The sequence below is a fragment of the Pseudomonas yamanorum genome (assembly GCF_900105735.1).
Lineage (GTDB): Bacteria > Pseudomonadota > Gammaproteobacteria > Pseudomonadales > Pseudomonadaceae > Aquipseudomonas > Aquipseudomonas yamanorum.
Map to the genome: position 1 here is coordinate 2,252,753 of NZ_LT629793.1, position 23,971 is coordinate 2,276,723.

Below are 23,971 nucleotides of genomic sequence, written 5' to 3' on the forward strand. Positions count from 1 at the left end.
TGGAGACTTGCCATGCACTACCAACAACCTTCCAAGCTGCAAGCCGTGGTCCTGGATTGGGCCGGCACCGTCGTCGACTTCGGCTCCTTCGCCCCCACGCAGATTTTTGTCGAGGCGTTCGGCGAGTTCGGCGTCGCCGTTTCCCTGGAGGAAGCGCGCGGCCCGATGGGCATGGGCAAGTGGGATCACATCCGAACCTTGTGCAACCAGCCGCAGATTGCCGAGCGTTATCGGGCGGTGTTTGATCGCTTGCCAACCGATGAGGATGTCACCGCACTGTATGAACGCTTCATGCCGTTGCAGATCGAGAAAATTGCGCTGCATTCGGCGGTTATTCCCGGGGCTCTTGAGGCGATCAAAAACCTGCGCGAACAGGGTTTGAAGATCGGCTCCTGCTCCGGGTACCCGGCGGTAGTGATGGCCAAGGTGGTCGAGCTGGCGCGGCAGAATGGCTACGTCGCCGACCATGTGGTGGCGACCGACGAGGTGCCCAACGGGCGCCCGCATCCGGCGCAGGCGTTGGCCAACGTGATTGCCTTGGGCATCAGTGATGTGGCCGCGTGCGTGAAGGTCGACGACACTTGGCCGGGGATTCTGGAAGGCCGCAGCGCAGGCATGTGGACGGTGGCGTTGACCTGTTCGGGCAATGCACTGGGTTTAACCTATGAGCAATACAAGGCACTGCCCGCTGCTGAGCTGGCGCTGGAGCGCGCGCGTATTACACAGATGTTCGAGGGCTCTCGGCCGCATTACCTGATCGACACCATCGTCGAACTGCCGGCGGTGATCGAGGACATCAATGCGCGTTTGGCGCGCGGGGAGACACCGCAGGGTTCTTGATGGGCCGATGGGGTCAGCGCGCTGACCCCACACCGCGGCCTACCGTCCTGCGACAAGCTGTTCGCTGAGTGTCCACAACCGCTGCGCCAACCCCGCATCCACTGCCCACGGCCTGACACCCAGGTGTTCTTCCGATTCCGTACTCATCGCAACCGCCACATCACAGTTTTCACAATAAACCCCACCCATTCCCGCCAACTGCCCGCTCACCGCACACCACACACTGGTGGCCGCGCCTTGCTCCGGGGTTTTCATGTTCCGCTCAGGGTCGATCACCGGTTTCCCGTGCTCGTCTACATAGCCCGAAGCCTGCAGGATTTCAGCCTTCATATGCCGCACCAGGTCGGTAATGATTCCGCCAGGATGAACCGCAAACGCCCTCACCCCGCTGGCCGCACCGAGGGTGTCCAAATGCACGGCGAACAGTGCATTGGCGGTCTTGGACTGACCGTAAGCCTTCCATGGATCGTAGGTTTGGCGCTCGAAGTTCCAGTCGTCAAAGTCGACGGCACCGTGCACGTGTCCCCGTGAGGACAGCGCCACCACCCGCGCGCCTTCGGCGCGTTGCAAGGCCGGCCACAGGCGCTGGGTAAGCAAGAAATGCCCGAGATGGTTGGTGGCGAACTGGGACTCGTAGCCCTGGGCGTTACGACTCAGCGGCGGCGCCATGATGCCCGCGTTGTTGATCAGTAGGTGCAGCGGGCGGCCAGTCGCCAGAAAGCGCTCGGCAAACTGCTCGATGGAGTGGGCGTCCATCAGGTCGAGGGGTTCAAGTTGCAGCTGTGGATAAGGTTTGAGTGCGGCGCGTGCCTTGACCAAGTCACGCGCCGGGACGATCACGTGTGCGCCAGCGGCGGCCAGGGTACGGGCGGTGACCAAGCCAATGCCGGAGTAGCCACCCGTGACAATCGCCACCTTGCCCGAGAGATCAACGCCTCGGATTATTTCGGCAGCGGTGGTTGCCGCTCCATAGCCGCTATGGATCGGTTTTTGTGCTGTGGGCATGACAGAGCCTCCATTAGACGTGTGGTTAACACGCTACGCCCGGAAAGCCGTACTCTGAATACTCGAACATCCCGTTTACCTGCGTAAAAGTACGGATATGCACAGCGACCCGTTTTCCGAGATTCTCACCTTCGTGAATGCTCAGTCGGTGATGACCGGCGGCTTCAGCGCGGGCGGCGCCTGGGCCCTGCGTTTTCCGGCGCCGGACAAGATCAAGTTTTTCGGGATGGTGAAGGGGCAGTGCTGGCTGTGCCTGGATGGCGAGGCTGCGCCGGTATTGATTGAGGCGGGCGACGTGTTCCTGCTGTGTGCACAACGCGCGTTTGTGCTTGCGGGCGATGTGTCGGTCACGCCTTTGGAAGCGCGGCAATTATTCGCTGACGCCGGTCGCTTCCCGCAAATCGGTGACGGCCAGGGCTGTGTGCAAATCGGCGGCTACGTGCAACTGGATCCGGAAAGTGGCGGACTGCTGGCCAACGCACTGCCTCCTCTGATCCACGTGCGGGCCACGGCGCCGCAGGCGGCGATCGTGCAATGGCTACTCGGCCAGTTGGCACATGAGGGGCAAGCCAATTTGCTCGGGGCGAGTCTGGCATCGGCGCAACTGGCGCAGTTGATGTTTATCCAGATCCTGCGGGCCTACGTCGAGACCTCGGGCGTATTACCCGAAGGCTGGCTGCGCACGGTCAGCGACAAGCGCCTGGCCCCCGCGCTGCGCTTGATGCACAGCGAGCCGGGGAGTGCCTGGACGCTGGAAGAACTGGCTGCGGCGGCTGCAATGTCGCGCACTACCTTTTCGCAATACTTCAAGAGCGTTGCCGGGGTGCCACCGCTGGCGTACCTGACCGAGTGGCGCATGCGCCTTGCGCAACGAGCGTTACGCGAGGGGAATCTGTCAGTGGGCGTGTTAGCGCTGTCGTTGGGGTACGGGTCTGAAAGCGCGTTCAGCAATGCCTTCAAGCGAGTAACAGGAAAGGCCCCGAGGCATTATCGGGATGCGTGCCGTCAATCCAGTAGTGCGGCGCCTTTGAGCAGCGCGTAAAGCCCTTCCGGCACCAGTGGCGACTGCCCAGTAAAGCTTGAACTGTCCTTCCAACTCACCTTGAACGCAAAACCATTGCTTTCGGCACCGTCGAGGTACGGTTGCTCGTACAGGCTCTGGTCCTCAAATTGGCCATCGTAGACCTGGACGATCTCGTGCCCGGGGTTGCCGTCGTAGGTGAAGATACTTTCAAGCGTGCCGAGCAGGCGCAGGCTGTGAATCGGCTGCGCCAGTTCCTCCTGGACTTCTCGCACGATGGCCTCGGCGCTGTGTTCACCGAATTCGATGCCGCCACCGATGGGGCGAAAGACTGTCTGCTGTTTCACCGCATCCTGGAATTCGTGAACCAGAATTCGACCGTTGCGGTGAAAGATACAAAGGGCAAGCGCCCGGATACGCGGTGCGACCATGGGGTGAAATCCTTGTCTTGGGATCGGTGTTTACTGCGCCTGAAATGTCGCAAGGTACGCCAGCAAATTGTCGATCTTCTCCTGATCGCTGATCCCCCAGAAAATCATCCGGGTGCCGCTCACCACCTTTTTCGGCGCCTCGATATAGGCGGCCAGCTTGTCCCGCGTCCAGACCACGCCTGAATTTTTCATCGCATCTGAATACTGATAGTCAGTGGTGGTGCCAGCCGGTCGACCAATGATGCCGTTGAGTTGCGGCCCGAAACCGCCCCGTGCATTTTCGCCGACGCTATGGCAACCGCCGCAGGTTTTGCTGAACAGCTTTCCACCGGCTTCGGCATCTCCCGCCGCCGCTGCCGGTAGGCTCACGAGACCGGCAATCAGGGCGAGGCTGAATAATACGACGTACTTCATAGGTAACTTTCCATCCGATGTGCCGGTTCAGCTGGGGACCTGCCATGACATGGCACAGCGACTGCCCGGCGCAAAACCGTGACGATACTCCTCACGCAGAGCCTCTGCCAAACGATGATCCGGCGCCAGCGAATGTGCTTGCTCAAATCCCAGCCGCTGATAAAACGGGCTGTTCCAGGGCACGTCGCAAAATGTGGTCAAGGTGACTGCCCGCAACCGGCGCGAGCGAGCCTCATTCATCACGGCCTCAAGCAATTGCCGCCCTGCGCCACGGCCCTGCATGACCTGCGCCACCGACAGTTCATGGATGTGCAGGTCGTCATCAAACATCTGTGCACTGAGAAAACCCTGGATTTGGCCAGCAGCATCCACCGCCACCCAACACGTACCCAACGCGATCAACTGCAGATGACGTTCAACACTCATGACCTCGGCATCGGCCAGCCAGCTCAAGGATTCGATCGCACGAAAGGACTGGGCCGCACTGCGCTCTATTGCAGGTAAAAACACTGCGTCGGGCGCGGCGGCAAGTCGGATAACAGTGAGCATGAGGCAACCCGGGATCGTTGAAACACCTGAGATTAACATCTGGAAACAGCCACTCAATTGATATCACCCCACCACTCTGCTTGCATGCCCGCTCCTCTCGGCACAGCGGTTCAGGAGACAAGCGATGAAAACCATGGTGGTCGGTGCAAGCAAAGGATTGGGCAGGGCCTTGATGGAAGGGCTGGGCGGGGTTGGGGATACGCTGATCGGGGTGTCCCGCAGTCGCCCTGATCCCTTGATGTGCAGCACTGGCGCCGAGGTGCGCTGGGTGGAAGCAGACCTTGGCGTGCCTGGCCACGCGGCGCACGTCATCGAACAGGCTGTGGCGGCAGGCGGGCTGGACACACTGATCTATAACCTGGGCATCTGGGAGGAGCGGGCGTTTGATCCGGCCTATAGCTTTCTCACCGACGAGGACACGCAATTGGAAGCCATCGTCAGTTGCAACATCACCGCACCGCTGTTGTTGATCAAGCGGCTGCTGCCGGTGTTATTGAAGAGCTCCCAGCCGCGCATCATCCTCACAGGCTCGACCTCGGGACTGCCTCAGAGCGGCCGGCCCGAAGTGGCGTTCGGCGCCTCGAAATTCGCCTTGCGCGGCATCGCCGATGCGCTGCGTGAAGGCTATCGCCAGCAGCGCCTGGGCGTCACTTGCCTGAACCTGGGCTATCTGAATACCGAAGATTCCTTGAGCACCTCACGCACCCAGGCCGAACAGCGCGGTGAGGGCCAATTGGTTCCGGTGCATGACGTGGTGCAGGTGGTGCGTATGGTCTTGAGCCTGTCCGGCGCCAGTTTCGTCAAGGAGCTGACGTTGCCGGCGCTGCTGGATGAACGCTTCTAGCAGGTTTCGCAAGTGGAGCGCCCTACCCTGACGCAACGCCAAGACAACCAAATGACCACCCATCGCATAAAACACATCCAATCGAACCTAATCAACGGCGCCCCACTCCACCTTACTTAACCCGGATGGTGGAGTAAGGATCATGGCTCAGCCATCGATATTGGTGCTGGAAGACGACGAAATCATTCGCTCGTTGATGGTGGATGTACTGGAGGATTTCGGCGCGGTGGTGACCTCATTCCCTTCCGCAGACGAAGGAATGATTTTTCTGGAGCGGGCCAATGATCCGGTAGACTTGATTGTCAGCGATATCCAGATGCCCGGCTTGCTCAATGGCTACGATTTGAGCAAGGTAGTCGCCCATCGCTGGCCGACGCTGCCCGTGGTACTGACTTCGGGCAACACCGCAATGGCTTCGCAATTGGGCAGCACCGTGCGGTTCCTGCCCAAGCCATGGACCACCCAGCGCCTGCTCGATTGCGTGCAGTCGGCCCTGGTACAGGCCCCGCCCATGCGTTGATAGCATCGCGATATCAGCTAACCCGAACTTCGCGGCAGTTCCTGCGGTCAGTTATCAGGCAACCCTACATGGCCAGCAGGCCCCCAGTTCGAGTTTACTGAATGCATTCACAGGCCCATGACGTTGGTGCGCCACCTGTACTTGAAGCCCTGCGCTCGGGTACTGCGTTACTGCACGTCGCCCTGGAAAAGCGCTTGCCGTTTTTCTCTCCGCAGCTGGATTACGACGGCTACCGACGCCTGCTCCAGGCCTACTACGGATTCTACAAACCTCTGGAAGCAACGCTGACCGACAGCGGTTTGATCCCTGCGGGATTTGATCAGGTGCTGCGTCTGAAGACGCCAACCTTGTTGGTGGATCTCCACGCCCTGGGCCTGGACGACCAAGCCATCGCGGTGCTCCCCCACTGCTCATCGCTGCCACCCCTGGACACACCCGCCGCCTGCCTGGGCGCGCTTTACGTGGTGGAAGGCGCCACTCTGGGTGGGCAGATCCTGCGCCGGGAAATGGCCGGGCGCCTGGGACTGGATGCCGACAATGGCGGCGCGTTTCTCAATGTGTATGGCGCTGAAACCGGCCGGCGCTGGAAAGACTTTCTCAATTACCTGAGCCATGTGCCCCTCGACGCGCACGCCAAACTGCGCGCCGTGAACGCGGCCCGCTCGACATTCAGCTGCTTTGAGCAATGGCTCGACAGCCAGGAGGTACTGCTATGAAACCCGAAGATTTTGAAGAACTGCTTGCCAACTGTGCAGACGAACCCATCCGCTTCCCGGGGGCCATCCAGCCCCACGGTGCACTGCTGACTCTGTCCGAGCCGGACCTGCATATCGTGCAGGTCAGCGCCAACGTAGCCGAACTGTTCAACCACTCACCGGAATCCCTGCTGGGCCAGCCGCTGCACACATTGATCGGCATTGAACATGCCGAAGCCGTCCAGGCCATGGTCACGCAAAACAGCTTTTTTGATGCCCCGCCGCTGCATATGACCCTCAACGGCTCGGAGTTCGAAGGGTTGCTGCACCGCCATCAGGATGTGCTGGTGCTGGAGTTCGAGCCACGGCTCAAGGATTTCCAGCCGCGGGCGCTCAATGGCCGGACCAGCAACCTGGGCAAGATGCTGCAACGCCTGCAGGCGGCGAAAACCCTGCAAGCCTTGTATGAAATCAGCGTCAACGAAATCCAGGCCATGACCGGCTACGACCGCGTGCTGATTTATCGCTTCGAAGAAGAAGGCCACGGCCAGGTGATCGCCGAAGCGTCGGCCCCGTCCATGGAGCTCTTCAACGGCCTGTTCTTCCCGGCCTCCGACATCCCCGAACAAGCTCGGGAGCTGTACCGCACCAACTGGTTGCGGATCATCCCCAATGCCGACTATGAGGCTGTGCCACTGGTGCCCCGGTTGCGCCCGGACACCGGCCAGCCACTGGACCTGAGCTTCGCTACCCTGCGCAGCGTGTCGCCGATTCACTGCCAGTACATGAAAAACATGGGGGTGCTGTCGTCCATGAGCATTTCCCTGATGTCCGGCGACAAACTCTGGGGCCTGATCAGTTGCGGCAACCGCCAGCCGCTGCTGGTGCCCAATGACTTGCGCACCGCGTGCCAGACCATTGGCCAAGTGCTGTCGTTGCAGATCAGTGCCATGGAAGCCCTGGACCTCAGCCGCCAGCGCGAAGAAAAAGTCGAAGCCCTGGCCTTGCTCAGCCAGGCCATGCAGGCCTCACCCGCGAACGTCTTCGACGGCCTGGCGCAGCGCCCGCAACTGCTGATGGACCTGACCCTCGCTGGCGGTGTGGCGATCATCGAAGACAAGCAACTGCACCGCTACGGCAACTGCCCGGAACCTGCGCAAATCCGCGCCCTGCACAAGTGGCTGCAAGAAACCGGGCAGCCGGTGTTTGCCAGCCATAACCTGTCCTCGGTGTACCCACCGGCAGCTGAATATCAGCACGTCGCCAGCGGTGTGCTGGCCATGAGCTTGCCCAAGCCGGTGGACAACGGTGTGTTGTGGTTTCGCCCCGAAGTGAAGGAAAACATCAACTGGAGCGGCGACCCGAACAAACCCCTGGACCTGGAAAGCACCGACGCGGGCCTGCACCTTCGCCCGCGTACTTCGTTTGAAATCTGGAAGGTGGAGATGGCCGGCATTTCCACCAAATGGAGCCACGGCGACCGCTTCGCCGCGAACGACCTGCGTCGCTCGGCCCTGGAAAATGACCTGGCCCGCCAGGTGCTGCGTGAACAACAGGCCGTGCGCGCTCGGGATGAGCTGGTGGCGGTGGTTTCCCACGACCTGCGCAACCCGATGACGGTGATCTCGATGCTCTGCGGCATGATGCAAAAGGCCTTCAGTTCCGATGGCCCACACACCTCGCGACGGATTTCCTCGGCCATCGACACCATGCAACAAGCCGCCGGGCGCATGAATGTGCTGCTGGAAGATTTGCTCGACACCTCGAAGATCGAAGCCGGGCGCTACACCGTCAAGCCGGTGGCGCTGGACGTGAGCCAGATGTTCGAAGAGGCCTATTCACTGCTCGCGCCCCTGGCGATGGAAAAGGGCATCGACCTGTCCTTCAATGCCGAACCCGGGCTGCAAATCAATGCCGACCCGGAGCGGCTGTTCCAGGTGCTGTCGAACCTGATCGGCAACGCCATCAAGTTCACCCCGCGCCAGGGCAATATCGGCATCAGTGCGTTGAGCAATGGCGAAGAGATTGTGTTTTCGGTGCGTGACTCCGGCGAAGGGATCGCCCCTGATCAGTTGCCTCATGTGTTTGATCGCTACTGGACTCAAACCGAAAACAATCCCACCGGCAGCGGCCTCGGGCTGTACATCACCCAAGGCATCGTGCAGGCCCACGGCGGGCGGATCGAGGCTGAAAGTGAGTTGGGGCGGGGCAGTGAGTTTCGGTTTACGGTGCCCAAGCCGGCTTGAAACTGCGCCTCATCGAGACGGCGAAGCAAATGGAAACCCAGAGGCCCGGAACGCTGGACCGGGCCAGGGCCACTGATCAGGACGCACTCAAAGGGAGGTGAATGCGCACTTCACGTCCTTTCTAATGAGAGCCAACATCTATGTCCTTTCCAATCATTGGCAGCGCTTTCCATATCCAATCCTTCAATCAACCCACTCATTCGCCTCAAGCCACTCAACCCGTCCAACCTGTTCAGCCGGCCCCCAAACCAAACGATGAGCCCTCGCGTAGCAGCTCCAGCCAGCAAAGTTTTCAGTCGAATAGCGGTAATCTGACTGATCTGGGAAAAGGCAATTTGCCGTGAGGGTTTAAGCCTTCCTAAACCGGCAACACCACCACGGCGGCCAACCCGCCACACGGGCGATTCTCCAACGTCAGCGTTCCACCGTGTTCCAAGACAATCGCCCGTGCCGTGGAGAGCCCCAAACCGACCCCGCCGGTACTTTTATTGCGTGAGCCTTCCAGCCGAAAGAACGGCAGGAACACCTGCTCATGCTGCTCCTGCGGGATGCCCGGGCCACGGTCCAGTACCCGTATCGTCACCACGCCCGGACTCTGTTGCAGTTCGATTTCCGGCGCCCGCCCGTAGTGGATCGCATTGTCCATCAGGTTGGTCATCACTCGCTTGAGCCCCAGCGGGCGACCGAAATACACCAGCCGTGGCGGGCCATTGAAGGTGATGTCGATGGACTGGTCGCGGTAATCGTCAATCAGCGTTTGCAGCAACTCAGCGAGGTCCAGTTGGGTGGCCTGTTCCAGACGCGCATCGTCGCGAAAGAATTCCAGCGCGGTGTTGATCATCGCCTGCATCTCGTCGACATCCCGGAACAGGCGGTGCTGCTGGTCGGCATCCTCGATAAATTCACCCCGCAGGCGCAGGCGGGTCAGCGGCGCCCGCAGGTCATGGGAAATCGCGGCGAGCATCTGGGTGCGGTCCTGGATGAAGTGCTGCAACTGCGCCTGCATGCCGTTGAACGCGAGGATCGCCTGGCGAATTTCGTGGGGGCCGACCGGCTCAACGGGCGGCGCACGAAAGTCGGCGCCGAAACGGCGCACGCCCTGGGTGAAATGCTGTAATGGCCGGGCCAGACGCCGGGTGGCAATCAGCGTGACCAACGCGGTGGAAATCAGCACCAGCATCAGCACCACCAGGCTGCGCGGGCCCTCCGCCAGGCCCCAACTGCGGGACGGCGCGCTGAATACCAGCCACGATTGATCAACCAGCTGCACCATCAGCACATAGTGCCCGCCGGGGCCTGGCCAATCAGATGGCTCATAGACCTCCATTCGCCGTTCCGGCCCCTTGAGTAGCTGTTTAAACAGCTGATCGGAATGAAAAACCGGGTCTTCCAGAATCGGCACATCAATACCTGCGCGGGTGGCCGACCAACTCACGTTGAAACTGTCGTCACCCACCGCCTGTGTCAGTGGTGGGCGCTGGGAAGGCTCCGCGGCTTCGATCATCCGTACGATCACCGCGACCTTTTCCAACAGGCCCGTTTCACTCAACGGCGGCCTGGCCCAAACGCCGGCCAGTTGCACGAACAAGGCGTTGAAGGCCAGCGCCGTGAGCATCGCAATCAGGATGGTCAGGGCAATCCAGCGGGCCACGGTGTCCCGGGGTTTGAAGCGGCTCATGAGCGGGTCACCGCGACGGTGAACTGGTAACCACCGTTACGCACGGTACGAATCATCGCCGGGCGCTTGGTGTCGAACTCCAGCTTGCGTCGCAGGCGGCTGACCTGCACGTCGATGCTGCGGTCGAACGCGTCATGGCTATGGCCCCGCGCCAGGTTCAGCAATTGCTCGCGGGTGAGCACGCGCTGCGGGTGTTCGACGAACACCAGCAGCAGGTCGAACTCCCCGGACGACAACGGGATCATCACCTGGTCCGGCGAGCGCAACTCACGGCGCGTCAGGTCCAGTTGCCAGCCGGCGAAACGAATCAGCGGGCGCGACACGTCGCCCAACGTCGGTCGGTTTTCACCCGCCCGACGCAGTACGGCGCGCACCCGGGCAAGTAATTCACGGGCATCGAAAGGTTTGCTCAGGTAGTCATCGGCGCCCATTTCCAGGCCCACCACGCGATCACTCAGTTCGCCCATGGCGGTCAGCATGATCACTGGTGTTGCGTATTGCTGGCGCAGGCGCTGGCACAGCAACAGGCCGTTATCCCCCGGCAGCATCAGGTCGAGGATGATCAGGTCGGCAGGCGTACGCTCCATGGCCGCCCACAGCTCGGCGCCATTGGCGGCGGTCTCGACCGTGTAGCCATGTTGCAGAAAAAATTTCTTCAGCAGGGCGAGGACCTCAAGGTCATCGTCCACGATTAAAAGATGGCTCACCGGTGGGCATCACTTGGTCTTGTGGATGCGCCATCTAAAACCATTCGAGGCGGCCCGTCATATATTTCAATCGTGCAATAAAGCGTCAACGGCGCAATAAAGCAGACATCTTTGCGCAAGCCTCGAATGCCAGCATCGGTCTCCTTTTTCCGGAGACTGTGCTTATGCGTTCGCTGACGTACCCCCAGCACCTGGCTCGCCAGGCCGTGCTGTTGCTGACCGTGTCTTACCTGACGGGCTGCGCAAGCCCGGCCAACCTGGCGAGTACCACACGCTGCGCACAGGTTTCCTACCCGGTGTATGACCCCGCCGAGCCGGTCAACCGGGGCGTCTTCGCCTTCAACCGCGCGGTGGACGACTATGCCCTGGCGCCTGTAGCCCGCGGCTACCGATACCTGCCGGATTTTTTCCAGCAGGGTGTGCATAACTTCGCCAGCAACTTCAGCGAACCCAAGGTATTTATCAACGACCTGCTGCAAGGCAACCCTCGGCGCTCGGTCAACACGCTGGGACGCTTTGCGGTGAACACCACCGTGGGAATCGTCGGGTTGATTGATGTGTCGGACCCGCTGGGCATTCCCCGTCACACCGCCGACTTCGGCCAGACCTTTGGCGTGTGGGGGATTGGCAACGGCCCGATCGTGGAACTGCCTTTGCTGGGCACCGGCAACAGCCGCGATGCGGCGGGCAAGGTCTTGAACTTCCTGGTGGCGCCGCTGGGCGACAGCGATACCGTACAAACCCTGGACACCATCAGCCTGGTAGGCGGTACGGTGGATACGCGCGCGTCGTTGCTGCCGCTGACCGACAGCCTGCAAAAGTTGCCGGACTACTACAGCGCCTTGCGTAACGTGGTGGCCGAACACCGCGCGGCCTTTGTGCTGGAGGGCAAGCAGGGGGCGACGTCGCCCCGGGCCGATGATTGCGCAAAGGGAGCGGGCGATGATTTCTGATTCAAGCTCCCTGATTCTGCAACATCAGGTCCGCAGACGCGGCGCCAACGCCCTGCTCTGCCGGGAAACGCGCTTGCATCTCTCTGGCGACCAGAATCGGCTGATCCTCAGTCGCTATGTTGAACAGTACAGCCCGCAGGGTGTGCGATGGGTCGAGCGCCAACACAGCGTGGCACTGGCCGATGTAATGCGCTGGCTGATGACGTCGGGAGAAGCATCCGTCACGACCCATGAACCCCATAAGAAGGTGGACCTGACAACGTCATAATTTGACGCGAGACGTTTATAGCGAGGCAACCAGGGGATGCGTAATTTCTCGCTCTCCTTGATAGCGCTGGCTATCAATGCAGACAGCCTCTCTTTTAAAAAGGAACATCGCCATGATCGATGCTATGAACAGCTCCTATGCACAATTGCCCACCCCCTCGGTCCCCACTGAACAACCTGCGCCGGTACGAAACAAGCGAAGCCTTGAACCGTTCGCCGAAGCGAGGGATACCCTTGACTACAACGGCGCCTCGTCCAACGACCGGGGTCGTAAAAACTCCGGCGGCCTGGACAACCTCGGCGGCGGCCGCCTGCCCTGACTCTCCAACTGGAGGGCAGCAGCGCTGCCCTCTCACTGGGTTCATGCCTTGACAAAACACTGACATCCATTGCGTTACCCTTTGCCCCCAACCTGTAATGAGCCGTGGCCTTCATGCTACAACCCGCCCACCTTCCTGCCGTACTTGCTGGCCCGCTGCTACGACGCCTGGAGCCCCAGCGCCTCGTGATGTGGCTGGTAGGAAGTCGTGCCCTGGCATTGACCCTGAGACTGCAAGTCGCCCAGGGCGAGACGCTGGATATCGAACTGGACGCCAGCCGCTGCCAGGTCGTGCCCGTCGGGCGCCAGGCCTTTATCCACCTGATCGACGTGCCACTGGCCGAGGCACTGCCTCAGGACGTGAGCATCGGCTACGACCTGCTGGTAAACGGGGCCGGCATCGCAGAGTGGGCGCCCCACCTGCTCTACCCGGGTGCCTCAGGCCCCAACTTCGTCCTGCACAGCCATATCCACCAATTGGTACACGGCTCATGCCGTAAGCCTCACCACCGCGCCGATGAAGGTTTGCTATGTGTTGACCGGCTGTTGGCCGAGTCGACCACTGTCGAAGAACGCCCGGCCCTGTTGATGATGAGCGGCGACCAGGTCTATGCCGACGATGTCGCAGGGCCAATGCTGCGAGCCATTCATGCGCTGATCACACGCCTCGGCCTGTTCGACGAACACCTCGACGGTGCCGTCGTCGACAACAGCGCAGCACTCTATGAGCATGCCGCCAGCTACTACCATCGAGCCGATCTGTTGCCCGCCCTGGAGAGCAACGAGACCTTGCGTGAGCGTTTTTTTGGCGGCGTGAAGAAGCCGATTTTTACCAGCAGCAGCGCCGATAACCACCTGGTGACCTTCGCCGAAGTCATGGCAATGTACTTGCTCGCCTGGTCGCCCGTGCCGTGGGGCCTGATCAACCCGCAAGCGCCTCAACTGCGCGCCGAAGGGCACGTACGCTACGCCCACGAGCAAGTGCAGATCGACAAGTTTCGGGACGGCCTGGGTGGCGTGGCCAGGGTATTCGCCCACCTTTCGTGCCTGATGATCTTCGATGATCACGACATCACCGACGACTGGAACCTCAGCGCCCAATGGGAAGAAACGGCCTACGGCCACCCGTTCTCCAAGCGCATCATCGGCAACGCGCTGCTGGCTTACATGCTATGCCAGGGCTGGGGCAATAACCCGGATGCGTTTGACACAGTGCTAGGCAAAACCCTGGCCCTGACCACCCAAGCCCATGGCAACTACCTGGATGCGGTCGCTCAGGATGAGCTGGTAGACGAACTGTTAACGTTCCAGCAATGGCACTACGTGCTGCCCACCACGCCTGCGCTGGTAGTACTCGACACTCGCACCCGGCGCTGGCGCAGTGAGTTCAACCTCAAGCAACCGTCGGGCCTGCTGGACTGGGAAGCTTTAAGCGAACTGCAACAGGAACTGCTGGATCACCCTTCGGCGATCATCGTTTCACCCGCGCCCATCTTTGGCGTCAAGCTGATCGAGACCGTGCAGAAGGCCTTCAGTTGGTGCGGCTACCCGCTGCTGGTGGACGCGGAAAACTGGATGGCCCATCGCGGTGCAGCGCAGGTGATCCTCAACATCTTTCGCCATTCCCGCACCCCGGGCAACTACGTGATCCTGTCCGGAGACGTGCACTACTCGTTCGTCTACGAAGTACTGATCCGCCACCGCAATGCGGGCCCGAAGATCTGGCAGATCACCAGCAGCGGCATCAAGAATGAATTCCCACCGCGGTTGCTGGAATGGTTCGACCGCCTCAATCGCTGGCTCTACTCGCCTCGCTCGCCGCTGAACTGGCTGACCCGACGCAGGCCCATGCAGGTTGTGCCGCATATTCCGGAACACGCCGAGGCGGGCGAGCGGCTGTGGAACTCTGCCGGGATCGGCCAGGTGTTTTTTAACCAGCAAGGGCAGCCTGAGGCGATCTATCAGCACAATGCCAATGGGGCGCCCAAAACGAGGATGGTGGCGCCCAATCAAAGGCTGACGCTCAATAAATAGTGGCCCTAGGCCACAACCCCAGCTAGACCAAAGCACCCCTTTCTAAGCGCCAAAGCGCCGTTGTACAGTACCGCCAGCCACGGAGTATCGGCGTCAACAGTAACTGGCCATGAGAGCCAGCCCACGCAAGGAGCGCGCAATGGACGATACATCCGGCCAAGAACCCTCAAGGAGCGACTTTACCGACCTCAACGCCGACATGCTGCACGCCATCATGGAGCTGGTCAGCGACGGGATCTGGGACTGGAACGCCAACACCGGTTTCGTCTACCGCAACCCCGGCTGGTACGAAATGCTCGGGTACGCCCATCACTCCCTGGAAAACAGCGTATTCACCTGGGAAAACGTGATTCATCCGGATGACTACCCTCAGGTGATGGTGCTGTTCGATAACTACATCAACCGTCGCACCACTCACTATCAAGCCGAATACCGCTGCCGCAAGAAAGACGGCTCCTACCTGTGGATCGAAGACCGTGGCTACGTGATCGCACGTAACGACGACGGTTCAGTGGCGCGCATGGTCGGTGCCCACCGCAGCATTCAGGCACGCAAACAGTCCATCGAACAGCTGGAACGACGCAATCAATCCCTGGAAGCCCTGGTGGCCGAACGCACCCGCGAGCTGTCGCGGGTCAATCAACAACTGCAGTTGCAACTGGATGAGAATCGCTCCCTGGCCGAACGTGACGCGTTGACCCGCGTGGCCAATCGTTACCGGCTGGAGCGGGTCTTGCTGGAAGAATGCGATCGCGCCCAACGCTTTCGCCTGCCGCTGTCGCTGATTGCCATGGACATTGATGACTTCAAGCCGATCAACGACCAACACGGCCATGCCGTCGGTGATGAAACCCTGGTGCATGTGGTGCAACGTCTGGAAGCCTGCTTGCGCCACGGCGACTTGCTGGCCCGCTGGGGCGGTGATGAGTTCATGGTGATCGTGCCCAAAAGCACGTTGGAAACCGCGCGGAAATTGGCCGAGCAGATGCGCGGTGCGCTCAAGAAGCTGCCCGCCGTGGGCAACTTCAAGGTAACGCTGAGCCTGGGCGTGGTGGAGCGAAGCATTGGTGAATCACCCACAAGCCTGATGGCCAGGGCCGATCAGGCGTTGTATCGCTCCAAGGCGGCGGGCAAGGACACCGTGTCTGAGTAAAACCTTCAGCGAACCGGCGGCGCGTACTGGATGCCGCCATTGCTCCACAGCGCATTCAGGCCACGCTTGATCTTCAGCACACTGCCCTGGCCGATGTTGCGCTCGAACACTTCGCTATAATTGCCCACTTGCTTGACGATCTGCACCACCCAATCCTTGCGCAGTTTCAGGTCCTTGCCGTAGTCACCGTCGGCCCCCAGCAGGCGGGCAACGTCCGGGTTCTTGCTGGACTTGGCTTGCTCTTCGACGTTCTGCGAGGTGATGCCCATTTCCTCGGCATTGAGCATGGCGAACAGGGTCCACTTGACGATGCTGAACCACTCGTCATCGCCCTTGCGCACCAACGGGCCCAGCGGTTCCTTGGAAATCACTTCCGGCAACACCACGAACTCATCCGGGTGAGCCATCTTGATTCGCTGGGCATACAGGCCCGACTGGTCAGTGGTCAGCACGTCGCAACGGCCGGCTTCGAGGCCCTTGGCGCTTTCGTCGGCGGTGTCGAAGGTGATCGGCGTGTACTTCAAGCCGTTGGAGCGGAAGTAGTCCGAGACGTTCAGCTCGGTGGTGGTGCCGGCCTGGATGCAGATGGTCGCGCCGTCCAGGTCCTTGGCGCTCTTCACGCCGAGCTTGGTGTTCACCAGGAACCCGATGCCGTCGTAGTAGGTCACGCCGGTGAACACCATGCCCATGCCCGCATCACGGGAACTGGTCCAAGTGGTGTTGCGGGAAATCAGATCGATCTCGCCGGACTGCAACGCAGTGAAGCGCTCCTTGGCGGTCAACTGGCTGAACTTCACTTTCGACGCATCACCAAACAGCGCGGCGGCGACGGCGTGGCACACATCCACATCAATGCCGGTCATCTTGCCGTTGGCGTCCGGCACGCCGAAACCCGGCAACCCATCGCTGACCCCACACTGGATAAACCCCTTTTTCTGGATCGCATCCAGGGTCGCCCCCGCGTGCGCGCTGCCGGCCAAGCCCAATACTGCGGCGGCGGTGAATGCCGCCAACGTGGATTTGATGTGCTTCATGCAAGGCGCTCCCTGTCGGTCTTTATTATTCGGCGCCACAAACCCGCGCCGTTTATAGTGTTGCCGGTCAGTATCAACGGCTTTACACCTTGGCCACAAACGACGTTTAGGCTTAGGCTCCTTCCGATTTGGAATGAACTCGGCTATTTGAAAGGATCTGCGATTCCGTGATCTCAAAACGCTTGACCCCTTCGATGACCGCCCTGCAGTGCTTCGAAGCCGCCGCCCGCCACTTGAGCTTCACCCGCGCCGCCGAAGAGCTGCACCTGACCCAGAGTGCGGTGAGCAAGCAAGTGGCGCAGCTGGAAGAGATGCTCTGTCACCCGCTGTTCCAGCGGGTGCGCCAGCGTTTGTACCTGTCGCCGGCAGGCTCGCTGTACCTGGAGGAAGTACGCAAGATCCTCAACCAGGTGGATATTTCCAGCCGCTACATCCTGACCTACGGTGGCGAAACCGAAGTGCTGCGCATTGCCACACAGCCGACCTTCGGTGACCGCTGGCTGGTGCCCAAGCTCAAGGATTTTGCCGCGCGCCATCCCAATATCCACCTGGACGTGCGCAACGAACTGGAGCCGTTCGACGTGTTGCAGGCCAAGGCGGATATCGCGTTTTTCTTCGGCCAGGGATCGTGGCCGGGAGCGACCTGCATCGAGCTGTTTCGCGAAGCCGTGGTGCCGGTCTGCGCCCCCGGGTTTGTTGCCGCTGGCAGCGACGCCTCGTCCCGTCACACGTTGCTGCAATGCACCTCGCGTCCGGAAGCCTGGCACGAGTGGTTTCTGGAACAAGGCCTGCACTCGCAAAACAGCTACCACGGGCCGCGCTTCGACACGTTCTACATGTGCATTCGCGCAGCCCAATCGGGGTACGGTGTGGCGTTGGTGCCGCAGTATCTGGTGGCCGAGGAATTGGCGAACGGCAGCCTGATGATCCCCTGGGATTACACGATGCCCAGCGCCGGCGCGCACTTTATCGCCCATGCCGAACATGCCGGGGAGATTCCGAAAGTGAAGGCCTTTTTGAGCTGGATGGTGGAGTACCTCACAGCACATCCCGACTTTTAATAATGACCCGGCGACTTTATTTCGTTTGCGGGACAAGGCGGCTCACGGCTTAGATAAAAGGACGCATCCCATTCTTGAGTCCCGGATCCATGAGCCGCGAAACCATCAGCCAGTCGATTTCCATCGTCCACCCCATCAGCCTCAGCCACGGCAAGAACGCCGAAGTCTGGGACACCACGGGCAAGCGCTACATCGACTTTGTCGGCGGCATCGGCGTGCTCAACCTGGGTCATTGCCATCCGCGTGTGGTCGAGGCGATTCGCGAGCAGGCGACCAAACTCACCCACTACGCCTTTAACGCCGCGCCTCACGCGCCCTACATCGAACTGATGGACCGCCTCACCGCGTTCATTCCGGTGGACTACCCGGTCAGTGGAATGCTCACCAACAGTGGCGCGGAAGCGGCGGAAAACGCCTTGAAAATCGTCCGCGGCGCGACGGGTCGCACCGCGGTCATTGCCTTTGACGGGGCGTTTCACGGACGCACCCTGGCCACCTTGAACCTCAATGGCAAGGTCGCGCCGTACAAACAAAAAGTCGGCGTACTGCCGGGGCCGGTGTTCCACCTGCCCTTCCCCAGTCGCGACAACGGCGTGACCTGCGGCGAAGCGCTGAAGGCAATGGACCGCCTGTTCAGCGTGGAAATCGACGTCGACGACGTGGCCTGTTTCATCATCGAGCCGGTGCAGGGCGAAGGGGGGTTCCTGACCCTGGACATGGAATTCGCCCAGGCCCTGCGCCGCTTTTGCGACGAGAAAAATATCCTGTTGATTGCCGATGAAATTCAGTCCGGCTTCGGCCGTACCGGCCAGCGCTTCGCGTTCTCACGCCTGGGGATCGAGCCGGACCTGATTCTGCTGGGCAAAAGCATCGCCGGCGGTGTGCCGCTCGGCGCAGTAGTCGGTCGCAAAACGTTGCTCGACAACCTGCCCAAAGGCGGCCTGGGCGGCACCTATTCCGGCAACCCGATTGCTTGCGCGGCGGCGTTGGCGACCCTGGGTGAAATGACTGATGAACACCTGAAAAGTTGGGGCACGCAGCAGGAGGAAGCCATCGTCAGCCGCTATGAATCATGGCATTCGAAAAAGCTCTCGCCGTACCTCGGCCGCTTGACCGGCGTGGGCGCCATGCGTGGTATCGAACTGGCCAATGCCGACGGCAGCCCGGCATCACAACAGCTGACCCAACTGCTGGCCCTGGCCCGCGAGGCGGGTTTGCTGCTGATGCCCAGCGGTAAATCACGGCACATCATCCGCCTGCTGGCGCCGTTGACGATTGAGGCGGCGGTGCTGGAGGAAGGGCTGGATATTCTTGAGGGATGTTTGGCGAAGTTGGCTTAAAAGCCAGAAAGCCCGGCAGGGAGCCGGGCTTCGAACGGAAAGCGTCAGTGAACGAGTCGGGCGACGCCAAATGCGATGGCAGACAAGGCTCCAGCCGTTCCGACAAACCATTTCAACAGCCGGGTTTCCAACGATTGCATATCCGTTCTGAAATTGGCGATTGAAAGATCCAATCTAGAGGTCGCTTCAAGCAGGTCGATTTTGGTCTGCATCAGATCGGACTTGGTAGTCATGTGCTCTTGCATGCCATCCAGCTTCGTCTCGACGCGCTCCAGCCTTGCCTCAACTTGCGAAATACGCTTTTCCAAATCGTTTTCTCCTCCGTTGCCCCCACCGCCTGCGCCGCCTTTGCGGTCGCAGCCTGATGACGAACCTTGACGGTACTCCTGGCGAAGATAGCTCACATTATCTTTGAGGTCATTCGCCATTTCCGGCCTCCTTCTTCTGGGTCAAAGCATTCAATCCATCAGCTACACCCTCCATGCAGTCGATAAACTCATTCAGCTTCGCCCATGCTTCATCTGCTGCCTGTTTTACATCGGCGTCTTCACTACGTCTGAGCACGCCGGCCAGGCTGATGATGCCGGAGCCGAGTCTCGCAATTGCACTGTGATACTGGCCAAGAATAATGACTAATTCCCGGGCCGTTACGGCCTCTGCCTCACCCACCATGTCGTCGCCGTCCATGTCGCCCCTCCATCCATTTTGGTGACGCAGAAAACCACGCCTTCAAACGCAAACCAATGAACAGTTTGCTACCAAATCCGACGACCCAACCCACTATTACCAAATCCGAAAGAATCCATCTTCCGTTTAGCCCTTTCTCTCCCCTCGCCAGCGCTTTATCCTTGTCAGTAACAAAGTGAAACGTTTCATCATTCCATCAGACCATCGACCGCCCGTGTTCAACGCCTTTGCGCGAACGCGCCAGGCCGCTGTTGGCGTTTCAAAACCATAAATATTAAGACTCCATTTTGCCTATGCCTGCTTTCTCAAACCTGCGCCTGTGCGCTGCGCTGCTACCGTTCGGCCTGTTCAACTGTGCCCAGGCCGGCCCTGCCTTTGACGCTGAATCACCGTGGATGCTGGGCGATTTCGGCGGCACTCGGACAGCGCTGTCTCAACAAGGCTACGACTTCAAGTTCGACTACACCGGCGAGATGGGCAGTAACCTGCACGGCGGCTCAGACCACGACCGCACCGCGCGCTACAGCGATCAGTTCGGCCTGGGTACGCACCTGGATTTGCAGAAGATCCTCGGCTGGCATGACGCGGAGTTCCAGTTGACGGTGACCGAGCGCAGCGGCAACAACATCACTAACGACCGCGTTAACGATCAGCGTGTGGGCGGGTTCACCTCGTCCCAGGAAGTCTGGGGCCGTGGCCAGACCTGGCGCCTGACGCAGATGTGGTATCAGCAGAAGTTCTTCGACCAGAAACTCGACATCAAGGCCGGGCGTTTTGGCGAAGGCGAAGATTTCAACAGCTTCCCCTGCGACTTCCAGAACCTCGCGTTCTGCGGCTCCCAGGTCGGCAACTGGGTGGGCAGCATCTGGTACAACTGGCCGGTGAGCCAGTGGGCGTTGCGGATCAAGTATCACCTGACGCCTGAGTTGTACGCTCAGGTCGGCGCCTATGAACAGAATCCGTCCAACCTGGATCGCGGCAATGGCTTCAAGCTCAGTGGCAGCGGCACCCAAGGAACCCTGCTCCCGGTGGAACTGGTGTGGACGCCCACCCTGAACGGTCTGCCCGGCGAATACCGCGCCGGTTACTACTACAGCAGCGCCAAAGCCAGCGACGTCTATAAAGACCGCAACGACCAGCCGGCAGCCCTCAGCGGCGAAGCCTATCGCAGCGCCTCCAGTAAACACGGGGTGTGGCTGGGGGTGCAGCAGCAAGTCACCAGCCTGGCCAGCGACCATTCGCGAGGCTTGAGCGTGTTCGCCAACGGCACGATGCACGACAAGAAAACCAACGCTGTGGATAACTACGTGCAGGCGGGTGTGGTCTACAAGGGCCTGTTCGATGCCCGCGCCAAGGACGATATCGGCTTTGCCGTCGCCCGGGTGCACGTCAACCCGGCCTATCGCAAAAACGCCGAGGCGACGAACCAGGCCCGCGCCGTCTTCGACTTCGATGACCCGGCCTACCTGCCCCTGCAACACACCGAATACAGCGCCGAACTCTATTACGGCGTGCACGTCACCAACTGGCTGACGATACGCCCGAACCTGCAATACATCCGTCACCCCGGGGCCGTTGCCCAGGTGGATGACGCGCTGATTGGCGGGATCAAGCTGCAAAGTTCCTTCTGATTTCTGAATAAACCTAATTTGCCCTGAACCATGCCTGCGCCGGAACGTCATCTACAGTGAACTGTGCGCAACCAATTCAAAACGTAACGGAGAACCACACTATGAGCACTGATGGTGCTTCAAGTCCAAGTCGCCTGCTGCCCAGGCTACTGGGGATCTTGCTGCTGATAATGGGCCTGGCCTTGTTGGCCGGGGGGATCAAGCTGAGCATGCTCGGCGGGTCGCTGTATTACCTGCTGGCCGGTCTCGGCATCACCGTCACCGGTCTGTTGCTGCTGGCAGCACGCCGCGCGGCGCTGGGCTTGTACGCACTGGTGCTGTTTGCCAGCACCGTCTGGGCGCTGTGGGAAGTCGGCCTGGACTGGTGGCAGTTGGTGCCGCGCCTGGCCCTGCTGTTCGCCCTCGGCATCGTCATGCTGCTCCCATGGTTCCGCCGTCCATTGCTGCGTGGCCAAGCCTCGCCGCTAGGCACTGGCGCCCTGAGCGTCGCCGTCGTACTGGCCGGTGCCGCCGCCTTGGCCAGCCAATTCACCGACCCGGGTGCCATGGTCAAGAAAGGCCAACTGGACCGCGATGCGGTGCCAGGCATGGCCAGCGCCGCGCCAGCTCAGGCCGATGGTGACTGGAACTCCTATGGCCGCTCGGCCTTCGGTGATCGTTACTCGCCACTCGCGCAGATCACTCCGGAAAACGCCCACAAGCTGGTGCCAGCCTGGACGTTCCGTACTGGCGACATCCCTGGCCCAGGCGATCCCGGTGAAACCACCGCGGAAAACACCCCGCTGAAAGTCAACGGCATGCTCTACGTGTGCACGCCTCACAGCCAGGTCATTGCCCTGGATCCAGACACCGGCAAGGAAATCTGGCGTTTCGACCCGAAGATCAGCACCGAAGGCGCTGCAAACTTCAAAGGTTGGGCGCACATGACCTGCCGTGGCGTGTCGTATCACGATGACGCCGTGTATGCCTCCGAGCAAAGCCCGACTGGCAGCGCCAGCCCGGCCGCCGCGCCGAATGCCTGCCCGAAACGCATCTTCGTACCTACCGCCGACACCCGTCTGATCGCCCTGAACGCCGACACCGGCAAGATGTGCGAAGACTTCGGTGACAAGGGCCAGGTCGACCTGCGTGCCAACATCGGCACCTTCGCCCCAGGCGGTTACTACTCCACCTCGCCACCGGCTGTTACCAAGAACCTGGTAGTGATCGGCGGTCACGTGACCGACAACGTCTCCACCGACGAGCCTAGCGGCGTGATCCGCGCGTTCGACGTGCACACCGGCAAGCTGGTGTGGAACTGGGACAGCGGCAACCCGGACGACACTACCCCGTTGGCCGAGGGCAAGACCTACACCCGCAACTCGCCAAACATGTGGTCGATGTTCGCGGTGGACGAAAAACTCGGCATGCTCTACCTGCCGATGGGTAACCAGATGCCCGACCAGTACGGCGGCGACCGGACTCCGGATTCCGAGAAGTACAGCGCCGGCCTGACTGCCCTGGACATCGATAGCGGCCACGTGAAATGGACCTTCCAGTTCACTCACCATGATCTGTGGGACATGGACGTGGGCGGCCAGCCTTCGCTGATCGACATCAAGACCGCTGACGGCGTGAAAAAAGCGGTAATGGCGTCGACCAAGCAAGGCAGCATCTACACCCTGGACCGCACCAACGGTCAGCCCGTGGTGCCGATCAATGAAATCCCTGTACCGCAAGGCGCAGTGGCCGGCGATCACACCGCACCGACCCAACCGAAATCCGACCTGAACTTCATGCCACCGCCCCTCAAGGAGCGTGACATGTGGGGCGTGACGCCGTTCGACCAGATGCTGTGCCGGATTGACTTCAAATCCATGCGCTACGACGGTCCGTTCACCCCGCCATCGCTGCAAGGCTCGATCGTTTACCCGGGTAACTTTGGCGTGTTCGACTGGGGCGGCATTTCCGTCGACCCGGTGCGCCAGATTGCCTTCGTGAACCCGAGCTACATGGCGTTCAAATCGAAACTGATCCCGGCCGCCGACATCGCCAAGCAAGGCCCACGGGTCAGCGAAACCGAAGGCGTGCAGCCGAACAAAGGCGCGCCGTACGGCGTGATCCTCGAAGCCATGCTGTCGCCACTGGGCCTGCCGTGCCAGGCGCCGGCGTGGGGTTATGTGGCCGCGGTCGACCTGACCAACCACCAGACCATCTGGATGCACAAGAACGGCACCGTGCGTGACAGCTCGCCGGTCCCGATTCCACTGACCATGGGCGTACCAAGCCTGGGCGGGACCTTCACCACTGCCGGTGGCGTGTCCTTCCTCAGCGGTACCCTTGACCAGTACCTGCGTGCCTATGACGTGAAAAACGGCAAGCAACTGTGGGAAGGCCGCCTGCCAGCAGGCGCGCAAACCACACCGATGACCTACACCGGCAAGGACGGCAAGCAGTACGTGCTGGTCATGGCCGGCGGTCATGGTTCCCTGGGCACCAAGCAGGGCGACTATGTGATGGCGTTTAAACTGCCGGATTAAGTAACACCGGTGGTAATAACAAG

General features: G+C 60.7%; 24 protein-coding genes. 15 read left to right on the forward strand and 9 right to left on the reverse strand.

Going from position 1 to position 23,971, the window contains the following annotated elements; genetic code table 11:
* Positions 1-12 precede the first annotated feature (12 nt).
* The gene (gene phnX / locus BLU46_RS10850; protein ID WP_093201440.1) at positions 13-840 is read left to right on the forward strand and encodes a phosphonoacetaldehyde hydrolase; all 828 of its coding nucleotides are present in this window, start codon (positions 13-15) and stop codon (positions 838-840) included.
* Positions 841-879: 39 nt separating this feature from the next.
* On the opposite strand, the gene BLU46_RS10855 is transcribed toward phnX, so the two are convergent.
* On the reverse strand, positions 880-1,845 hold the full coding sequence (locus tag BLU46_RS10855; RefSeq protein WP_093201444.1) for an oxidoreductase: 966 nt from the start codon (positions 1,843-1,845) through the stop codon (positions 880-882).
* Positions 1,846-1,942: 97 nt separating this feature from the next.
* On the opposite strand from BLU46_RS10855, the gene BLU46_RS10860 reads away from it, so the two are divergent.
* Entirely contained in the window at positions 1,943-2,887 is a 945-nt protein-coding gene (locus tag BLU46_RS10860; protein ID WP_093201448.1) for an AraC family transcriptional regulator, read from the forward strand.
* Here BLU46_RS10860 and BLU46_RS10865 read toward each other — a convergent pair.
* The 3 genes from BLU46_RS10865 to BLU46_RS10875 are packed head-to-tail and all read right to left on the reverse strand — an operon-like array spanning position 2,851 to position 4,299.
* Positions 2,851-3,297, reverse strand: a complete 447-nt coding sequence (locus BLU46_RS10865; RefSeq protein ID WP_093201451.1) for an NUDIX hydrolase — start codon at positions 3,295-3,297, stop codon at positions 2,851-2,853. The genes BLU46_RS10860 and BLU46_RS10865 overlap by 37 nt on opposite strands.
* A 30-nt stretch (positions 3,298-3,327) precedes the next feature.
* Positions 3,328-3,711 (reverse strand): c-type cytochrome, encoded by a 384-nt coding sequence (locus BLU46_RS10870; protein ID WP_003210355.1) that lies wholly within the window; start codon positions 3,709-3,711, stop codon positions 3,328-3,330.
* 27 nt (positions 3,712-3,738) lie between these two features.
* Positions 3,739-4,299, reverse strand: a complete 561-nt coding sequence (locus BLU46_RS10875; protein WP_404607097.1) for a GNAT family N-acetyltransferase — start codon at positions 4,297-4,299, stop codon at positions 3,739-3,741.
* 85 nt (positions 4,300-4,384) lie between these two features.
* On the opposite strand from BLU46_RS10875, the gene BLU46_RS10880 reads away from it, so the two are divergent.
* The 4 genes from BLU46_RS10880 (at position 4,385) to BLU46_RS10895 (ending at position 8,565) form a co-directional block, all read left to right on the forward strand.
* Positions 4,385-5,104: an SDR family NAD(P)-dependent oxidoreductase gene (locus BLU46_RS10880; protein WP_063033021.1), complete on the forward strand. Its 720-nt coding sequence runs from the start codon at positions 4,385-4,387 to the stop codon at positions 5,102-5,104.
* A gap of 142 nt (positions 5,105-5,246) precedes the next feature.
* Entirely contained in the window at positions 5,247-5,624 is a 378-nt protein-coding gene (locus tag BLU46_RS10885; protein WP_093201456.1) for a response regulator, read from the forward strand.
* 101 nt (positions 5,625-5,725) lie between these two features.
* Complete coding sequence (locus BLU46_RS10890) at positions 5,726-6,340, forward strand: biliverdin-producing heme oxygenase (RefSeq protein ID WP_093201461.1); 615 nt, start codon at positions 5,726-5,728, stop codon at positions 6,338-6,340.
* Entirely contained in the window at positions 6,337-8,565 is a 2,229-nt protein-coding gene (locus BLU46_RS10895; RefSeq protein ID WP_093201466.1) for an ATP-binding protein, read from the forward strand. The genes BLU46_RS10890 and BLU46_RS10895 overlap by 4 nt, the downstream gene beginning before the upstream one ends.
* Before the next feature lie 358 nt (positions 8,566-8,923).
* Here the strand turns inward: BLU46_RS10895 and BLU46_RS10900 are convergent, their stop codons facing one another.
* Positions 8,924-10,243 (reverse strand): sensor histidine kinase, encoded by a 1,320-nt coding sequence (locus BLU46_RS10900; RefSeq protein ID WP_063033025.1) that lies wholly within the window; start codon positions 10,241-10,243, stop codon positions 8,924-8,926.
* Positions 10,240-10,950 carry a response regulator gene (locus BLU46_RS10905; RefSeq protein WP_023659139.1) on the reverse strand — a complete coding sequence of 237 codons (711 nt, stop codon included), beginning with the start codon at positions 10,948-10,950 and terminating at the stop codon, positions 10,240-10,242. Before BLU46_RS10905 ends, BLU46_RS10900 begins: the two co-directional genes overlap by 4 nt.
* A gap of 164 nt (positions 10,951-11,114) precedes the next feature.
* Here BLU46_RS10905 and BLU46_RS10910 point away from each other — a divergent pair, with 164 nt between their 5' ends.
* From BLU46_RS10910 to BLU46_RS10930, 5 genes are all read left to right on the forward strand, one after another.
* Positions 11,115-11,903 (forward strand): MlaA family lipoprotein, encoded by a 789-nt coding sequence (locus tag BLU46_RS10910; protein ID WP_093201471.1) that lies wholly within the window; start codon positions 11,115-11,117, stop codon positions 11,901-11,903.
* Positions 11,893-12,171, forward strand: a complete 279-nt coding sequence (locus tag BLU46_RS10915; RefSeq protein WP_093201476.1) for a hypothetical protein — start codon at positions 11,893-11,895, stop codon at positions 12,169-12,171. Before BLU46_RS10910 ends, BLU46_RS10915 begins: the two co-directional genes overlap by 11 nt.
* 112 nt (positions 12,172-12,283) lie before the next feature.
* Positions 12,284-12,490 (forward strand): hypothetical protein, encoded by a 207-nt coding sequence (locus BLU46_RS10920; RefSeq protein ID WP_093201480.1) that lies wholly within the window; start codon positions 12,284-12,286, stop codon positions 12,488-12,490.
* Between the two features lie 113 nt (positions 12,491-12,603).
* Complete coding sequence (locus BLU46_RS10925) at positions 12,604-14,523, forward strand: alkaline phosphatase D family protein (RefSeq protein WP_093201483.1); 1,920 nt, start codon at positions 12,604-12,606, stop codon at positions 14,521-14,523.
* Between the two features lie 139 nt (positions 14,524-14,662).
* A complete protein-coding gene (locus BLU46_RS10930) occupies positions 14,663-15,676 on the forward strand; it encodes a sensor domain-containing diguanylate cyclase (RefSeq protein ID WP_093201488.1) in 1,014 nt (337 codons plus the stop codon).
* Positions 15,677-15,681: 5 nt separating this feature from the next.
* On the opposite strand, the gene BLU46_RS10935 is transcribed toward BLU46_RS10930, so the two are convergent.
* On the reverse strand, positions 15,682-16,710 hold the full coding sequence (locus tag BLU46_RS10935; protein WP_063033031.1) for an amino acid ABC transporter substrate-binding protein: 1,029 nt from the start codon (positions 16,708-16,710) through the stop codon (positions 15,682-15,684).
* Positions 16,711-16,904: 194 nt separating this feature from the next.
* On the opposite strand from BLU46_RS10935, the gene BLU46_RS10940 reads away from it, so the two are divergent.
* Together BLU46_RS10940 and BLU46_RS10945 are read left to right on the forward strand one after the other, a co-directional pair.
* On the forward strand, positions 16,905-17,771 hold the full coding sequence (locus tag BLU46_RS10940) for a LysR substrate-binding domain-containing protein (RefSeq protein ID WP_207198318.1): 867 nt from the start codon (positions 16,905-16,907) through the stop codon (positions 17,769-17,771).
* A gap of 89 nt (positions 17,772-17,860) precedes the next feature.
* Positions 17,861-19,111: a 2-aminoadipate transaminase gene (locus BLU46_RS10945; RefSeq protein WP_093201493.1), complete on the forward strand. Its 1,251-nt coding sequence runs from the start codon at positions 17,861-17,863 to the stop codon at positions 19,109-19,111.
* A 44-nt stretch (positions 19,112-19,155) separates the two neighbouring features.
* Here BLU46_RS10945 and BLU46_RS10950 read toward each other — a convergent pair whose 3' ends face one another.
* Together BLU46_RS10950 and BLU46_RS10955 are read right to left on the reverse strand one after the other, a co-directional pair.
* Entirely contained in the window at positions 19,156-19,539 is a 384-nt protein-coding gene (locus tag BLU46_RS10950) for a DUF1640 domain-containing protein (protein WP_093201498.1), read from the reverse strand.
* Positions 19,529-19,798 carry a hypothetical protein gene (locus BLU46_RS10955; RefSeq protein ID WP_017476093.1) on the reverse strand — a complete coding sequence of 90 codons (270 nt, stop codon included), beginning with the start codon at positions 19,796-19,798 and terminating at the stop codon, positions 19,529-19,531. The genes BLU46_RS10950 and BLU46_RS10955 overlap by 11 nt, the downstream gene beginning before the upstream one ends.
* 293 nt (positions 19,799-20,091) lie before the next feature.
* On the opposite strand from BLU46_RS10955, the gene BLU46_RS10960 reads away from it, so the two are divergent.
* Both BLU46_RS10960 and BLU46_RS10965 read left to right on the forward strand, forming a co-directional pair.
* Positions 20,092-21,429, forward strand: coding sequence for a carbohydrate porin (locus tag BLU46_RS10960; protein WP_093201502.1), 1,338 nt, complete (start codon positions 20,092-20,094; stop codon positions 21,427-21,429).
* A 101-nt stretch (positions 21,430-21,530) separates the two neighbouring features.
* Positions 21,531-23,948 (forward strand): glucose/quinate/shikimate family membrane-bound PQQ-dependent dehydrogenase, encoded by a 2,418-nt coding sequence (locus BLU46_RS10965; RefSeq protein ID WP_093201507.1) that lies wholly within the window; start codon positions 21,531-21,533, stop codon positions 23,946-23,948.
* Positions 23,949-23,971 lie beyond the last annotated feature (23 nt).

Bases quoted from the DNA above. Each gene is read 5' to 3' on its own strand.
- BLU46_RS10965 (WP_093201507.1), top strand. From the start codon at position 21,531: ATGAGCACTGATGGTGCTTCAAGTCCAAGTCGCCTGCTGCCCAGGCTA.
- BLU46_RS10910 (WP_093201471.1), top strand. From the start codon at position 11,115: ATGCGTTCGCTGACGTACCCCCAGCACCTGGCTCGCCAGGCCGTGCTG.
- BLU46_RS10895 (WP_093201466.1), top strand. From the start codon at position 6,337: ATGAAACCCGAAGATTTTGAAGAACTGCTTGCCAACTGTGCAGACGAA.
- BLU46_RS10925 (WP_093201483.1), top strand. From the start codon at position 12,604: ATGCTACAACCCGCCCACCTTCCTGCCGTACTTGCTGGCCCGCTGCTA.
- BLU46_RS10955 (WP_017476093.1), bottom strand. From the start codon at position 19,798: ATGGACGGCGACGACATGGTGGGTGAGGCAGAGGCCGTAACGGCCCGG.
- BLU46_RS10960 (WP_093201502.1), top strand. From the start codon at position 20,092: ATGCCTGCTTTCTCAAACCTGCGCCTGTGCGCTGCGCTGCTACCGTTC.
- BLU46_RS10945 (WP_093201493.1), top strand. From the start codon at position 17,861: ATGAGCCGCGAAACCATCAGCCAGTCGATTTCCATCGTCCACCCCATC.
- BLU46_RS10865 (WP_093201451.1), bottom strand. From the start codon at position 3,297: ATGGTCGCACCGCGTATCCGGGCGCTTGCCCTTTGTATCTTTCACCGC.
- BLU46_RS10885 (WP_093201456.1), top strand. From the start codon at position 5,247: ATGGCTCAGCCATCGATATTGGTGCTGGAAGACGACGAAATCATTCGC.
- BLU46_RS10880 (WP_063033021.1), top strand. From the start codon at position 4,385: ATGAAAACCATGGTGGTCGGTGCAAGCAAAGGATTGGGCAGGGCCTTG.
- BLU46_RS10890 (WP_093201461.1), top strand. From the start codon at position 5,726: ATGCATTCACAGGCCCATGACGTTGGTGCGCCACCTGTACTTGAAGCC.
- BLU46_RS10900 (WP_063033025.1), bottom strand. From the start codon at position 10,243: ATGAGCCGCTTCAAACCCCGGGACACCGTGGCCCGCTGGATTGCCCTG.
- BLU46_RS10915 (WP_093201476.1), top strand. From the start codon at position 11,893: ATGATTTCTGATTCAAGCTCCCTGATTCTGCAACATCAGGTCCGCAGA.
- BLU46_RS10875 (WP_404607097.1), bottom strand. From the start codon at position 4,299: ATGTTAATCTCAGGTGTTTCAACGATCCCGGGTTGCCTCATGCTCACT.
- BLU46_RS10950 (WP_093201498.1), bottom strand. From the start codon at position 19,539: ATGGCGAATGACCTCAAAGATAATGTGAGCTATCTTCGCCAGGAGTAC.
- BLU46_RS10855 (WP_093201444.1), bottom strand. From the start codon at position 1,845: ATGCCCACAGCACAAAAACCGATCCATAGCGGCTATGGAGCGGCAACC.
- BLU46_RS10860 (WP_093201448.1), top strand. From the start codon at position 1,943: ATGCACAGCGACCCGTTTTCCGAGATTCTCACCTTCGTGAATGCTCAG.
- BLU46_RS10940 (WP_207198318.1), top strand. From the start codon at position 16,905: ATGACCGCCCTGCAGTGCTTCGAAGCCGCCGCCCGCCACTTGAGCTTC.
- phnX (WP_093201440.1), top strand. From the start codon at position 13: ATGCACTACCAACAACCTTCCAAGCTGCAAGCCGTGGTCCTGGATTGG.
- BLU46_RS10935 (WP_063033031.1), bottom strand. From the start codon at position 16,710: ATGAAGCACATCAAATCCACGTTGGCGGCATTCACCGCCGCCGCAGTA.
- BLU46_RS10870 (WP_003210355.1), bottom strand. From the start codon at position 3,711: ATGAAGTACGTCGTATTATTCAGCCTCGCCCTGATTGCCGGTCTCGTG.
- BLU46_RS10930 (WP_093201488.1), top strand. From the start codon at position 14,663: ATGGACGATACATCCGGCCAAGAACCCTCAAGGAGCGACTTTACCGAC.
- BLU46_RS10920 (WP_093201480.1), top strand. From the start codon at position 12,284: ATGATCGATGCTATGAACAGCTCCTATGCACAATTGCCCACCCCCTCG.